The following is a 15,263-nucleotide window of genomic DNA, read 5'->3' as shown; positions in this document are numbered from 1 at the left end:
AAAAACCAAAATCAACCACATAAAACGGTGCGCATGCGCTAAGCACACACGCGGCTTTGGGGTTAACGGCTTGCAACACCGCGCAGGCCATGCAGCACAAAAAGCATAACCCCCAGCAACACAGCGGCAAAAGTTTGGTGCACAGTGCCAGCCCATACCGGTACAACCAGCAGCAAAGTGGTAATGCCAAGCGCGTATTGAATAAGCACGGCCCAGCCCAGCAGCATAAGGGCGTTATGTGCACGGCTACCCGGTGCAAAGGCTTTTAGGCCCACCAGCAAAATGCCGCCAATGGTTAGCACCGTTAGGGTGGCAAGCAGGCGGTGGTCAAACTGAATAGCCGCCTTGTTATCGACCAAGTTAAGCCAGAACGGGGTAAGGCGGGCGTATTCTGTAGGGATCAGGTGCCCGTCCATCAACGGGAAGGTGTTATAGACAAAGCCTGCATGCGTGCCTGCGGTAAAGCCACCTGCAACAATGGTAATGCAAATAAGGGCTAGCCCGCACCACACCAGCTTTTTGGTCAAGCGCATGCCCGCAGAGGCCACACTGGCCTGTGGCTCTGGCCAGCGAATGCTCAGGGCTGTCCAAAGAATGGCAACATACAAAATAAGGGCTGCACTAAGGTGCAGCACCAAGCGTACAGGCTCTACCGCCGTACTGTCTGCCCTAAAGCCAGAGGCCACCATAAACCAGCCAATACCGCCTTGCAGGCCACCTAAAACAAAGAAAATAAACAACCGAATGGCCAGTGCGCGCGTTATCATACCGCGTATGCTGAACCAGATAAGCGGCACAATGAGCACAAGGCCCATCAAGCGGCCCCAGAAACGGTGAATCCACTCTGCCCAGAAAATTCTCTGGAACCCTTCCAGCCCGAATCCTTCATGTTGCAAATGATATTGCGGAATAGTTTGGTACAGCGCGAAAAGGCGTTCCCACTCGGCATGGCTCAAGGGGGGTATAAACCCACTTACCGGCTGCCAATCCATAATAGACAGGCCAGAGCCGGTCAGGCGGGTTACGCCGCCAATGGCTATCATGCCCAAAATCATGAAGCACAGAACAAACAGCCAGTTCGAGATCAACCGGCGGTGGTGGGGTGCCATGTCAACATGGCGTGAGGAAGGGGAGGACATGGCCACCTTTGCGCGTGTTACATCAGTTGTGAACGCTTTAAACCCTGCTTGCGGCCCGCGGCAAGAAGATGCTAGCGCCGAGAGGATGGAACCAGCTTTGCCTCCCGCCAAAAAAACAGCTTTTGCGTCTGTTATGCAGGTTTTACGGCCTGCCATTATGCTGGGGTTACTTGTTGTTGGCGCTGTTGTGCTGCGCCACGTTGGGGGGCTTGGGCATAGTATGCAAAGCACCGCGTTATTGCGCGCAGGCGTTGTAGGGCGGTGCCTTTTTGTGTTGGGGGCTACAGTCTGGTGTGCCTTTGGCCTGCCTAGGCAGGTGGCGGCTTTTACGGCAGGGCTGGCTTATGGGGTGGCAGAGGGCACGGTGCTTATAACGCTGGCCTCAACCTTGGGCTGTATTGCCGGGTTTTACTGGGCGCGTTGGGGCGGGCAGGCATGGGCGCGGGCCAAACTGGGCACCCGCTTTGCCCGTATGGATGCCATGCTTACCCGCCAACCTTTTTTGAGTATTCTTACTCTGCGGTTACTGCCGGTTGGGTCTGCTCTGCTGCTTAATATTCTGGGCGGTATTTCTGGCATACGGTTGCTGCCTTTTGCCGCCGCCACCTTGCTGGGTGGTTTGCCCCAAAATGGTGTGGCTGTGCTGTTAGGCTCTGGCGTACAGCTTGGGGCGTGGTGGCAAAGTGCCTTAGGCGTTGGGCTGTTTGTGGCCTCTGCCCTTTTGGGTGTGTGGCTGTGGCGGCGTTCTCGGTTGGGGGCGCTTATGTCTGCCACTGCACCGCCGGAGCAATAGGGGTGCTGTGTAAAAGAAAGAGCAGCCAGAAGCATAATATTCTTGAATAGTAGGCCTTATCGTTTATGCCTCGGGCCTTTACTCCTGCCACTTACCGCTCAATTTTTTTCTTTTGCCCATTGTGGAGTGCTGTATGGCTTTTGCCTCCGTCTCTCGTGAGCCTGCTGTTCGTAAAAACCCGTTTGAAAATGGTGTGCCCGGCTGGGTGCCGTTGCTTTTGGGGTTTCTGACAGCCGTTGGCCCGATTTCAACGGATATTTATCTGCCAGCTTTTCCCGCTATGGAGCAGACGTTCCAGACCGATGCGGGCAATGTGCAAATGACCCTTTCCATCTGGTTTGTTGGGCTGGCTTTGGGGCAGTTGTCTGTTGGGCCTTTGTCTGACCGCTTTGGGCGGCGCGGCCCTATGCTGGTGGGTAATTTTATTTACGCCATAGCCTCTGCCGTGTGTGCGTTTGCACCCGATATTGTTACGTTTTCTATTGCGCGCTTTGTGGCATCTGTTGGGGCATCGGCCAGTTTGGTGGTGCCCACGGCCTGTGTACGTGACCTTGTGCCAGACCGTAACGCCGGGGCAAAAATGCTCTCGCGTTTGGTTATGGTTATGGGGGTGGTGCCTATTTTGGCCCCTATGCTGGGTGGGCTTGTTGTTGCCATGACCTCGTGGCGGGTCATTTTTTGGGCGTCCGCTGCGTACGGGGCCATTTGTGTGCTGCTGGTGCTGTGGCTTTTGCCCGAAACGCTGCCGTTTGAAAAACGGGTTGCCCTCTCCCCCATGACCTTGGTGACACGGTATTTAACACTCTTAAGCGACCGGGGCTTTAGCTCTCATGCTCTGGTTACGGGCTTTTCAACCTTTATGCAGTTTAGTTACCTTACGGCGGCATCGTTTGTGTTTATTAAAATGTTTGGCTTTTCGCCTTTGCATTTTTCCATGCTGTTTGGTGTGTTTTCTGTCTTCATGATTGGCGCTTCACAGGTTAACGGCCTGCTGGTGGGGCGTATCGACTCCAGCAAACTGTTACAGAGCGCTGTGTGCGTTTCTGTACTGGGTGGGGCGGTGCTGCTTGCGCTGGTGGTATGGGGGCAGTGGTATGCTGGCCCAACATGGCAGCGCTATCAGGTCTGGTTTATTATTGCGGCTATGCTGCTGGCTTTGGCCCCTACAGGCATAATTTTTCCCAATGCTATGATGGGCGCTTTGGCAGACCACCCAAGCCTTGCAGGGGCGGCTGCGGCTTTGGCGGGCACAATGCAATATGTGCTCGGCGCCTTGGCTGGTGTGGCTTTGGGCCAGTTTTCCACCACGTCTGCCTTGCCCATGGCAGCCTGCATGTTTTTTGGCACACTTATGATGTTACTGATGTGTGCTTTCAGGCCCAAAACCAGCAGTGCCCACCCCACGGTATAAGCGGGGGTAAGCTGCCTTGTGCCGTTCTGGCAAGGGGCCATGCAGCAGTAAGGCTTGACGAATTGCGGCGGGGCTGCACAGTCCTGCTTTCTGCGTGGTGGTTAAGGGAGCTTGTAAAAACGTATGGCACGGCACCCAGCAAGAAGAGCGCACATTCTGGCACTTATTGGTGCGGGTTTGTTGATTGTAACCTTTGGCACAATGGGTATTGAGCTGGGCAATGAAATGGCCCGGCACGGAGACCTAGACCGCCAGAGCACAGCCGCAGGCACGTATTTGCGTACCCTACACCACGCCACCAGCGATGCCCGTATTTGCTATTATGCGTGGCTTGCTAATAAAAAACCGGCAGATTCAACCTGTTATACCAACGCCATTGGCCAACTTGAAAACGCTCTGCCCGGCTATACCGAATTTAAGCTCCTGCACCAGCGTGAAGGCAGTAACCGCGCAGAGCCGCTAAACGCCATTGAACACAGCCTTGCGCAAATTGCGCTCTGGCCTAAATCCGTTCTGTCCGTGCCCAAGGGTGGGGAGGACGTTTTGGCCACGTTGGATGAGAATCTGTCGGTGCTCAGCCGCGTAAGCACGCTTGACCAAGCAGATCGTGTCGCCAACATGCTGCGTAATACAAGCTGGCAGCGCAGGTTGGCCCTTTTGGGTATTTTAACTGGTGTCCTCAGCCTTATCTCTGCGGGTTGGGTGTTAGACCGCTCCTCTCTCGCAGCGGCACAGGCCGAGGCAGGCTCGCGAGATCTGGCCCTTAGGCTACGCGCAACGCTTGATAGTCTAAGCCTTGGTGTGGCTGTGTTTGGGGCCGATGGCCGCCTTTGGCACTGGAACGAGCAACTGGGCACAGTGCTGGGGCTAGAAAAAGACTTCCTGCAATTTGGCTTACCCTATGAGGCCTTGAGTGGCGTGCTGGTTGTAGGTGGCGTGCCCTTGCTGGAACCCTTTGAGCATATTGAGGCAAGCCTTGCGCTAGGCAAGCCCGTGCCCCCAGTGGTGGCAGAGTGTAAAGGCCCCAACGGCGCAGACCTAGAACTGTGCCGAACCTTGTTTTTTGCCCCAGATGGTGGTGCCACGCGCCGGGGTTTTGTGCTTACCGCAGCCGATATCAGCTTGCGTTTGCGCAGTGAGCGCGCTTTGGGTGAGGCGCAAAAGCTGCGTGCCCTCGGGCAGCTTACCGCCGGTATTGCACACGACTTTAAAAATCTGCTCACGGTTATTTTGGGCAATCTGGAACTGGCAGCAGACCACGACCTGCCTGAGCATGTTGAGCAACGGCAGGAATATCTTTCTGCCGCTACCCATGCTGGTAGGCGGTCTGAGGCATTAACTGGCCAGCTCCTCTCCTTTATGCGTAGGCAAGGTGGTACGCCAGATTCGCTCTCGCTGTCCGACCTGTTCTCGTTTCTGGGCGGTTTGTTAGGGCGTATTATTGGCACCCGCATTGTGGTGGAATGCCACGACACTACCGCTGTCTGGACAGTGCGCGCCGATGCCGCCCAGCTAGAAAGTGCCGTGCTTAACCTTGCCATTAACGCGCGAGATGCCATGCCCCAAGGCGGGCGTTTGCGTATAGAGGCGCGTAACGTCACGTTCTCGGTCAATGCAGACCTTATGAGCCTACCAGTAGAAGAAGGGCGCAACCGCCGTATTGTATCTGACCCCATGCCCCTCCCTGCGGGCGACTGGGTGCGCCTAGACGTTATTGATAGCGGTAGCGGCATGACAGATGACGTGCTGCACCATTTGTTTGAACCCTTCTTTACCACCAAGGCGGAGGGCGCGGGCACAGGCTTGGGCATGGCCATGGTGCTTGCGTTTTCGCAGCAGGTAAAAGGCCGGGTTATGGTGGCAACCGGTATGGGGCAGGGTACGGCGGTCTCGCTTTGGTTGCCCCGTGCTACCACCACCTTGCAAGAAACGGTGTTGCCTGCGCCACAACTACCCCAGGTTAAAGCCGAATCGCGGCAGTTGCAGGTGCTTGTTGTGGAAGATGACGCTGCTATTCGCGATATTGTGGTGACCATTTTAGGCATGGCGGGCCACCGCGTGCTGGACGCGGCAGATGGTGAGCAGGCGTTTGATGTTGCTGCCTCAGCTGAAGGCCAGCTTGACCTGCTGGTAACAGACGTACACCTGCCCGGCCCGCTTGATGGCATAACCCTGTCTCGGGTTTTGGCAGACCGTTACCCAGAGCTGGCCATTGTTTATATGTCCGGAGACCTAACACCAGAAACAACAAGCCTGCCCGGTGCGGTAGAAGGGGGGCGGCTTTTGGCAAAGCCTTTCCGCCGAGATGGCTTGATGCAGGCCGTAACCACCGCCCTTAACGCCCGCACCCGCGTTTAGCAGGGGGCTGTGTTTCTCTTGCCCAAAGGGGCTGCTACGGGCTAGAGCGTGTGCCGGTCTTACGCCGCGTGCGGGTGCAGTGCGGCGTTATTTACATATAACATGGCACATGGCGCTGCTTGCCAGCCCTTTAGCGCGTGCCAGTAAACAGGAAGGAAGAGAACGGAAAATGACGAAGCGCGAAGAGATTGATCTTAAGCGTTATATTCGGAACATTCCGGATTTTCCTAAACCCGGTATCCTGTTTTACGATATTTCCACCCTGCTGCGTGATGCCGATGCATGGCAGATTGCTATGGCTCGCCTTGCCCGCCAAGTAGCACCGTGGGAGCCAGATATGCTGGCGGCTGTCGAATCGCGTGGCTTCTTAACTGCCGCCCCACTGGCAGACCGTCTGGGTTGCGGCCTGTTGATGATGCGTAAACCCGGCAAACTGCCCGGTGCGACCATTGCCCACACCTACGACCTCGAATACGGTAGCGACACACTCCAGATTCAGGCTGATGCCATTAAACCCGGCCAGCGCGTTGTGGTGATGGACGACCTGCTGGCTACAGGGGGCACACTGGCTGCCTCTGTTGCGCTGCTGCGCAAAGCCGGGGCCAATGTGGTTGGGGCGTCTTTGCTGGTTGAGCTTACGGGCCTTGGTGGCCGTGATAAGCTCGATATTCCAGTCAAAAGCCTTCTGTCTTACGAAGACTAATACTGTTTTTTACGGCACCTCGTTTGGGCGTTATCTAGGCATAAAGCACATACGAGGTGTGAATACAGTTTTTGCGCTGCATGGGGTATGTAAACCCCATGAAAGATGCGTTTGCCCCTAACAGCACAAGGCAGCTTGCATGAGGCGCGCTGCGCTCTCTGCTGGCCAGCTTTATCAGGCTTTGGCTGCATTGTTGCGCCAGACCATGCTGGGTGAGGGGCCGCCCCGTAAACTTGACCATTTACGCTGGCTGGTTGCACCAGATATTTTGTCTTTTGGGTATGCGCTGCGTACTACGCTCTCCTCTCTTATAGCGCTGGGTATTGCCCTGTGGTGGGAGCTTGGTAGCCCACAATGGGCGGCCTTAACGGTATGGATGGTGGCGCAAGGTACGCGTGGTAAGTCTATTGCCAAAGCACGCTGGCACATGTTTGGCATGGTGGTAGGCACCATTTGCGCTGTGGTGCTGGTGGCGTGTATGCCCCAAGCCCCCTTGCTTTATGTGTTGAGCTTGGCACTGGGTATTGGGGCCTTTTGCTTTATTGGCACCTTGCTGCCCGGCCCAGCAGCCATGACCAATTACCGTATTCATGGCATGCGGGCCTCGGGCTTTACCTACGCCATTATTGCGTTAGATGGCGTTTTAGCCCCAGACCATATTTTTGAAATTGCCATGGCCCGCGCCACCTATATTACGCTGGGTATTGTTATTGAGACTACTGTTTCGTCTCTGTTTCAATATCGCCTAGAAAATCGGGCCAGAAACCGCTTGGCAACCAATTTTCTACAAGCGCTTGGCGGGGCCACGCGCTCTTTGGTACGCCTACTGGGCGGAGACCGGCAGGCCATTGCCCACTCGACAGATGTTTTTGGCACCATTTTAACCCTGAGTGACCAAGTCGAATTTGCCGAAATTGAAATGGGCCGCCACCAGCATGAGGGCGACCACGCCCGCGCTGCCTTGGCCGCCATGACCATTTTAATGTCGCGGGGGTTAGAGTTGGGGGCATTGCTGGCTGTGCCTAACAGCCAAGGCAGCCGCTACCAAGCAACAGCAGCGCAGGCCACCACCTTTTTGCAAACACTCCCCACCCGCCTTGCGGGTGAGCAACCCATACAGCCTGTGTTGGCAGACCTAGCGCTTTTACGCGCCACCTGCCGCGAGTTGGCCAGTACCTGCCTAGAAGAAGAAATGGTGGCGGCCACCCACCCCCCAGTAGACCTGCCCCTAGAGCGCGCTTTGTCCCGCGAGGGCCAGATTTTACATAAATTAAGCGAAATACTTGATGAAATGGCTCTCTCGCTTGAACAGTTTGAGATGAGCCGCAACCCACAACCCCATGACCATTTTCACTACGGTATGCGCACATACCGTGACTGGCGCATGGCTTTTACCAATAGCTTGCGGGCTTCGGTTACTATTTTCTGCTCAGGCTTGGTATGGGTTACCACCGCATGGCCCGATGGCCTTACATTTATGATGTTTGTGTCTATCGTGTGCGCGCTTTTTTCTACGTTGGAGCAACCTGCTTTAGCAACCAAGGCTTTTTTGCACGGCACTATTTGCGCTGTTGGCATGAGCGCACTGCTGGATTTATGGGTAATAGCCCAACCCACCACCTACGAAATGCTGGCACTCTGTCTGGCAGTACCCATGCTAGTGGGGGGCTTAGCCTTTGCCTATTTGCCCCTTATACTTGGGGCTGTGGCGTATAATCTCTTTTTACCCATACTTATTGGCCCGCTTAACCAAGGCCGTATGGACGAAATTATGTATTTCAACACCGCCCTGCCGCTTGTGCTGGCTATGGTGTTTGCAATGTGGATGTACCGGGTTTTTCCGCCCTTCGACCCAGATGGCCTACGGTGGGACATGCGTATGGCTATTTTGCGTGGCCTGCGCCAGTTGGCCGCACGGCGTAAACCCCCTGCCCCGGTTGAAGTGGTTGGCCGTGGGGTTGATAGCTTTGTAAGGCTGTCTTCTATGGCGGGGGATACCGCGCCTTTTGTGCTTGAGCGCTATTTGGGTGGTGTTTTGGCCAGCATGACCATTGGGCTTAATGTGCTACGCCTGCGCGACATTTTGGCGCGCGGTGTATTGCCTGCCGGGGCGCACCGCGCCACGCAAGATATGATGAACCGCATGCAGCGTTTTTCTGGCCGGTATGGCGGGCAATATGGCCGTACTGCGCGGGCAACCCGCTTGGCGGTTGAGTATCTGGTGCAATGTGAACAAACAGAAATTAACCTGTCTGTGCGGGTTGAAATGCTGCGTGCCCTTGCCAGTTTAAGGGTAATAGAAACACAGCTTGAGCAAAATCAGCCCTTTTTTGATGCTGCGACACCGTATCTTGATCAGGCTTTTCCTACGGTACAACCTGCACAGAAATTACAATAAAAATTATATATATCAATGCGTTAATTTTATTTTTGGGTGGCGTGTTTTTCACCCCCTAATTAAAATCTCACCATTTAGGGTTTGTAAGGTGGTGTCTGCTGTCATGGTGCCGTAATAAAACTTTCTTGGACTTTGACCGATATGGCTGGAAAAAAAAGCTTATGAGCCAGGTTTCTCAGGTGTCTCCTTACCGCGCACAGGCCAACGCTCTGTATGACCGTGTAAAACATGTGGTGCCCGCTATGGAGTGGGCTACCTTTGTAGACGATATTGCTGCCATTCTTGAGCTAAAGGAAAAACATAACGCTGTTATTTTGGCGCATAACTACCAAACGCCAGAAATTTTCCATTGTGTGGCAGACATTACCGGAGACTCTTTGGCTCTTGCACGCAAAGCGCAAGAGGTTGAGGCCGATATTATGGTTATGGCCGGCGTAGAGTTTATGGCTGAAACCGCAAAGTTACTGAACCCGTCCAAAACGGTTCTGCTCCCCTCGCAGGAGGCCGGGTGTTCTTTGGCGGAGTCTATTACGGCAGCCGACGTACGGCTTATGCGCCAAAAATACCCCGGTGTGCCGGTGGTAACGTACGTTAATACATCGGCTGATGTAAAAGCCGAGAGCGATGTGTGCTGTACGTCAGGCAATGCCAAGCAGGTTATTGAAAGCCTGAAGGTAGATGAAGTGATTATGATACCCGACGAATTTCTGGCTCAGAATGTGGCCAATGAAACGGGTGTTAAAATGATTACATGGAAAGGCCATTGCGAGGTGCATGAGCGCTTTACCCCGCAAGAAATACGTGAGTGGCGTAAGGCTTTTCCAGACCTTGTGGTTCTGGCCCACCCTGAATGCCCGCCAGACGTTGTGGCTGAGGCAGACTTTGCAGGCTCTACTGCCGGTATGTCAGACTATGTGGCCTCTGGTAAGGCGGCACGGGTGTTGCTTGTTACCGAGTGCTCCATGAGCGACAACCTAGCAGCAGACCACCCCGAGGTTGAATTTGTGCGCCCGTGTAACCTGTGCCCCCACATGAAGCGTATTACCCTGCCGGCTATTAGGCAAACGCTAGAACAGCTTTCTGGTAAGGTAGAGGTTGATGCTGCCGTGGCAGACCGTGCACGCCTTGCTATTGAACGCATGCTGGCTGTTTAACGGGTTTTTAGGAGTTTATAGCATGCTGGCTTCTTTGCCTGATATAATGCTTGAGCCACTTGTGCGGGCAGGCTTGTTAGAAGACCTTGGGCGCGGGGCAGATGTTACCACCAATGCCCTTATAGGCCCGGACGATAAAGTGCGGGTTGTGGTGCGTAGCCGTGTGGCTGGGGTACTGGCCGGGCTAGACCTTGTAAGACTGTCTTTTCATTTAATAGACCCAAGCTTGCGGTTTGAAAGATGTGCAGCAGAGGGGGCCAGTATTGCCCCGCAAGATGTTGTGGCAGTTGTAGAAGGTTCTGCCCGCTCTGTCCTTACGGGGGAGCGTGTCGGCTTAAATTTTGTGTCGCATTTAAGCGGTATTGCGACAGCTACAGCAGAAATTGTACGGAGTGTGCACGGCACTAAGGCGCAAATTTGTTGTACGCGCAAAACATTACCCGGTTTTAGGGCCATTCAAAAATACGCCGTAAGGGCGGGTGGCGGAATTAGCCATAGAATGGGGCTAGATGATGCTATTCTTATTAAAGACAACCATATTGCCTTGGCTGGTAGTATTCAAAATGCCGTAGAGCGTGCCCGGGCCTATGCCGGGCATATGACCAAAATAGAAGTAGAGGTTGATACCCCAGAGCAATTGCAAGAACTGTTAAGTGTTAATGGGGTTGATGCAGTGCTGCTCGACAATATGCCCCCCCAAACCCTGCGGCAGTGTGTTGCTATGGTACAAGGCAAAATGCTTACCGAGGCTTCGGGCGGTATTACCCCCCAAACGGCTCCGGCTATTGCCCAAACCGGGGTTGATTTGCTTTCTTTGGGGTGGTTAACCCACTCTGTAAAAGCACTTGATTTTGGTTTGGACTTTGAGAAAGCACTTTAAAAAATTGATAAACAGCCTGTTGAATTAGGGTGAGTCTTTTATGCCTACCCAAGAGGCTGTTTTAAAAGCCTCTTGGGTACGGTCTAATACGCTGGCTTGGGTCTGCAAGCACTATTTCTGCCCCCAATACAGCAACATCGTGGCTAAAAGCTGCGTAGTGAATTACAAAATACGTAGACAGCCCTCATTTTTGATATTTTGAGGTGGCTTCTAGGTCTATTTTCTCAGTAATACAGTTTATGAATGTTGGCGTCTGTACTGCTTTCGTAAAATATTCTTTCTTATAAGTGATATTTTACAGACATGCAGACAGATGCAGCATGAGATATTTCTAAAGATTAGTCCAAAATATAGAAACCGCGATTGTTGTAGTGTTCGTGACAGGGTTGGGGCTTAGTAACCAAAATACTCTTCCATTAGGCCAAGAAGACAATTCCTTTACATGTAAGCTGCGTTTCAAACTGCTTAAGCGGTTTTCTGCAACACTCTGCTAAGGTTGCCTTATAAAAAATTCATGCTGTTCAAAACTCTTTGTAAAGACAAATCAGCATTATTTATGCAAAGCTAAAAGGCTGCTTTTAAAAATAACAAGAGTGCTGCCTTATGTCTGCTACACACCAGTCCCTAACAGCTCTTTTTGCGGGTACAGCCCCCCAAGCATGGTCAGACCAGCAGGTAAGGGCTTTTCTCCGGCATTTGTTTAACGAAGGGGTGGCCAGTGCACAGCCTGCACAGGTTTTGGCACAGTATTTGCCTGTTAAGCCTAAAGGCCGGTGTATTGTTGTGGGGGCGGGTAAGGCATCTGCTGCTATGGCCGCAGCGCTCGAGGCTGCATGGCCAGATGTGCCGCTAGAAGGCGTTGTGGTAACCCGAGACGGGCATGCTGTGCCAACACAACACATAACAATACTAGAAGCCTCTCACCCCGTGCCAGATGCGCGTAGTGCGCAGGCAGGCCGTGCTCTGCTTAAAGCCGTTGAAGGCCTAGGGCCAGATGACTTGGTGGTAGCTCTTATTTCTGGCGGTGGCTCTTCTCTTTTAGCGTTACCAGTAGATGGCATGACGCTGGAAGAAAAAAGCCAAATAGGCAAAGACCTTTTACATTCAGGTGCCACCATTACAGAAATGAACACCGTGCGCAGGCACCTTTCTGCCATTAAAGGGGGGCGTTTGGCACAAGCGGCTTACCCTGCGCGTGTAGCAACGTTTGTTATGAGTGATGTACCGGGCGATGACCCTGCCGTTATTGCCAGCGGCCCTACGGTGGTCTCTCCTACAACAGCGCAAGATGCACTACGCATTGTTGAAAAATACGACATTACATTACCAGAAAGCGCTTATAATTTTCTAAAGCAACACAACAAGGAGACAGAAACTAAGGAAGAAAAAATAAACCCTGAAAACAGCCTGCATATGATTGCAACCCCTTTTATGGCGTTACAGGCTATTGCAACGTGTGCAGCCTACTATGGGGTTACTCCCCTTATTTTAGGTGATGCCCTTGAGGGCGAAAGCCGGTCTGTCGGGGTGGCTCTAAGCGGTATTGCACACTCTGCTAAACGCCATAACGTGCCAGTTAAAGGCCCTGCCGTGTTGTTAAGTGGTGGAGAGGCCACAGTAACAATTCGTAAGGGTGAAAATGCAGGCCGAGGGGGGCGTAATACAGAATTTTTATTGTCTTGTGCACAAACGTTACAAGGTGAGGCAGGAATATGGGCCCTTGCAGGAGATAGTGATGGCATTGATGGCACAGAAGATGCCGCCGGTGCCATTGTAACCCCAGATACACTTGTGCGGGCTAAAGAACGCACGCTTAGTGCAGAAATATTCTTAAAAAATCATGATAGCTATAGCTATTTTAAAGAAATTGGAGATCTCGTGATAACTGGGCCAACATTGGTGAATGTGAATGATCTTCGTATTCTTTTTGTACAGCAATAAGAGGGTCTTTTAATTTTTATAGATTAAGTGTGTATCAAGGAATTATCTCGATTAAACTGATCTGTGAAATGTGCACCCTTGTGTGTTTTTAGGTCTTTTATAAAGAGAGGTTTTACCCATAGGCACTTGGCCGCATAGTTTATAATTTTTTATTATCCTAAAATTTTTATTTTAAAACTCACTTTCCATATAAGGCCTGTTGCACTTCAGCCCGTAAGGCTGGCAACACGTCTTGTGTAAATGCGGGTGTACTACGTTCCCATGCTCCTGTGCGCCATGAAGGGTGCGGGAGTGGGAAGTAATTTGGTAGATATTTTCTAAAATCTAATGTGCGTTCATAAACTTTTCCCTTACCTAAAGCATAGTTTTGGGAATATGACCCCACCAGTAAGGTAAGCTGGATATTGGGTAAAAGGTTTAACAAACGCTCACGCCAAAGCGTTGTGCATTCTGGTGGTGGGGGTTTATCGCCCCCTTTTGGTAAAACGCCGGGGTAGCAAAAGGCCATGGGTATAATGGCAATTTTTGTTGTGTCGTAAAAAACGTCTTTACCCATATTAAGCCATGCACGCAGCCGTTCGCCCGAGGCATCATTAAAAGGAATACCCGTTTCATGCACGCGTGTACCCGGTGCTTGCCCGGCAATAATTAAGCGGGCTGTCGGTGCAAAATTGATTACGGGTCGTGGCGCAAAGGGGAGCTTATGGCGGCAGGCTTGGCAGCTTCTTACCTCTTGCAAAAAAGCTCTGGTGTCTTGTTCTAAAGTGCCAGTGCCAGTGCCAGTGCCAGTGCCAGTGGTTTGCTTACGTGCTTGGCTAAAAAGGTCTGTCATGGCCTAAAAACTCTGGAACACATGTGTCTCCAGCCTAAAGGGTGCGGGGCTAATATTTTACCTTATTGCATATGGGTATGGCGTATCGGGCCAGCAAGGGCCGGGTAGGCCATGGCTTGCTTATAAGGGGGGTGTAGGAAAGCCCATAAAAAAAGCACCATGATGGAGGCCACCATGGTGCTTTTTCAGTCTTTCCCCTCAAAACAAGGGGAAAGAGCTGGTGGTAAGTGCGCTTATTGTGCGGCGTCTTCACCGGTGTGGGTCTGTGGTGCAAATGTCCAGCCAGAGCCGTAAGGCTGCGGATGGAACACACCCCAGGTTGCGGTGTCGCTGCCACCAAAGCCCCAAGAAGAGGCAGAGATAGGCGCATGGTCAACGCGCAGCTTCTGAATATCAGAGGCTGTTACGTTAGCCGGTGCTTTGTTACCCCAAGAGGTACGGATGAAGTTAACCACATCTGCAATCTGCTGGTCAGACAGGTGATGTTTGTAACCTGGCATTGCCACAGCAGACGGTGCCCAGTTTGTTGGTGGCAGAACCGCACCATCAACAATGATATGGGCCACAGAGGTTGGGTCTTCAGACACAACAACTGGGTTGCCTGCCAGCGGTGGGAACATACGGCCTACACCGCCGCCATCGTTACGGTGGCAGATAGCGCACTGGTCAACATACACGCTGGCACCAGGTGCTGAGGTGTTGCCAGAGTCCAGAGCTTGTGCGGTAGAGGCATCATACGTGTAGTCACCACGGGCCGGGGGTACCGGTGGCAGAGACTTGAGGTATTTTGCCATGGCGTGCAGGTCGGCATCAGTAAAGTACTGCGTGCTCCAGCCCACCACGTCAGCCATGCCACCAAACACGGCAGAATGGTCGATACGGCCAGATTTCAGGAACTGGTACAGGTCGTCTTCAGACCAGCGGCCAATACCCAGAACTGGGTCGTTGCGCAGGCTTGGGGCAATCCAGTTATCAATAGGTGCGCCGCCAGCAAGGAAGTCTGCACCGCCAGAGGCATCAAGTGCTTTTTCCTGCATGCCAAAGCCGCGTGGTGTATGGCACGCGCCGCAATGGCCTGCGCCTGTTACCAGGTATTCACCACGGGCAATGTCTGCATCCGTGCCCGGAGCCGGTGTGTAGGCTTTGGGGGTTGGTGCAAAAACAGAGCGCCAAAGTGCCAGCGGCCAACGCATAGACAGCGGCCAAGAAATATCGACAGCTTTGTTAGGCTGCGCGACCGGCTTCACGCCATGCATGAAGTAGGCGTACAGCGCCTTAATGTCTTCATCAGACATACGGGCAAAAGACGGGTAAGGCATGGCTGGGTACAGCGTGCTGCCGTCTTTGCGTACACCGTGGCGCACGGCTGCATCAAACTCTTGCAGCGTGTAGGTGCCAATCCCGTGGGTGGGGTCTGGTGTAATGTTGGTTGAGTAAATGGTGCCGATGGGGGTCTGAATAGACAGACCGCCCGCATACACCTGACCGTGCAGTGCCGTATGGCAGGCTACGCAGTCACCCAGGCGCGCAACATACGCGCCTTTTTTGACCAGTTCATCGTCTGCGCTCTGAGCATGTGCCAGTGAGGTGCCTGCCAGAAGCCCGACGGTGACCGCTCCCAGAGCGGCTTTAAGTCCTTTGATCATCGTTTTTA

Annotated in this window: 11 protein-coding genes; 8 read left to right on the top strand and 3 right to left on the bottom strand. The window is 53.0% G+C overall.

The window, feature by feature from the left end; translation table 11 throughout:
• Nucleotides 1-62 precede the first annotated feature (62 nt).
• Complete coding sequence (locus tag Abor_RS00995) at nt 63-1,109, bottom strand: COX15/CtaA family protein (protein ID WP_126621542.1); 1,047 nt, start codon at nt 1,107-1,109, stop codon at nt 63-65.
• 28 nt (nt 1,110-1,137) lie between these two features.
• On the opposite strand from Abor_RS00995, the gene Abor_RS00990 reads away from it, so the two are divergent.
• The 8 genes from Abor_RS00990 (at nt 1,138) to Abor_RS00955 (ending at nt 12,777) form a co-directional block, all read left to right on the top strand.
• Nucleotides 1,138-1,932: a TVP38/TMEM64 family protein gene (locus Abor_RS00990; RefSeq protein ID WP_126621278.1), complete on the top strand. Its 795-nt coding sequence runs from the start codon at nt 1,138-1,140 to the stop codon at nt 1,930-1,932.
• Between the two features lie 133 nt (nt 1,933-2,065).
• Nucleotides 2,066-3,343: a multidrug effflux MFS transporter gene (locus tag Abor_RS00985; RefSeq protein WP_048839964.1), complete on the top strand. Its 1,278-nt coding sequence runs from the start codon at nt 2,066-2,068 to the stop codon at nt 3,341-3,343.
• Between the two features lie 123 nt (nt 3,344-3,466).
• Nucleotides 3,467-5,701, top strand: a complete 2,235-nt coding sequence (locus tag Abor_RS00980) for an ATP-binding protein (protein WP_048839963.1) — start codon at nt 3,467-3,469, stop codon at nt 5,699-5,701.
• Nucleotides 5,702-5,870: 169 nt separating this feature from the next.
• Nucleotides 5,871-6,404, top strand: a complete 534-nt coding sequence (locus tag Abor_RS00975; RefSeq protein WP_048839994.1) for an adenine phosphoribosyltransferase — start codon at nt 5,871-5,873, stop codon at nt 6,402-6,404.
• Nucleotides 6,405-6,543: 139 nt separating this feature from the next.
• The gene (locus Abor_RS00970) at nt 6,544-8,802 is read left to right on the top strand and encodes an FUSC family protein (RefSeq protein ID WP_052946329.1); all 2,259 of its coding nucleotides are present in this window, start codon (nt 6,544-6,546) and stop codon (nt 8,800-8,802) included.
• 161 nt (nt 8,803-8,963) lie between these two features.
• A complete protein-coding gene (gene nadA, locus Abor_RS00965) occupies nt 8,964-9,956 on the top strand; it encodes a quinolinate synthase NadA (RefSeq protein WP_048839962.1) in 993 nt (330 codons plus the stop codon).
• A gap of 22 nt (nt 9,957-9,978) precedes the next feature.
• The gene (gene nadC / locus Abor_RS00960; RefSeq protein WP_048839961.1) at nt 9,979-10,836 is read left to right on the top strand and encodes a carboxylating nicotinate-nucleotide diphosphorylase; all 858 of its coding nucleotides are present in this window, start codon (nt 9,979-9,981) and stop codon (nt 10,834-10,836) included.
• Between the two features lie 603 nt (nt 10,837-11,439).
• Entirely contained in the window at nt 11,440-12,777 is a 1,338-nt protein-coding gene (locus Abor_RS00955) for a glycerate kinase type-2 family protein (protein WP_048839960.1), read from the top strand.
• Between the two features lie 178 nt (nt 12,778-12,955).
• Here the strand turns inward: Abor_RS00955 and Abor_RS00950 are convergent, their stop codons facing one another.
• The gene (locus Abor_RS00950) at nt 12,956-13,609 is read right to left on the bottom strand and encodes a uracil-DNA glycosylase family protein (RefSeq protein ID WP_084594300.1); all 654 of its coding nucleotides are present in this window, start codon (nt 13,607-13,609) and stop codon (nt 12,956-12,958) included.
• 233 nt (nt 13,610-13,842) lie between these two features.
• Nucleotides 13,843-15,255, bottom strand: coding sequence for a c-type cytochrome (locus Abor_RS00945; RefSeq protein WP_048839959.1), 1,413 nt, complete (start codon nt 15,253-15,255; stop codon nt 13,843-13,845).
• Between the last annotated feature and the right edge of the window lie 8 nt (nt 15,256-15,263).

The sequence above is a fragment of the Acetobacter orientalis genome (assembly GCF_000963965.1).
Classification (GTDB): Bacteria; Pseudomonadota; Alphaproteobacteria; order Acetobacterales; family Acetobacteraceae; genus Acetobacter; species Acetobacter orientalis.
This window is presented reverse-complemented; position numbering and strand designations above follow the sequence as displayed.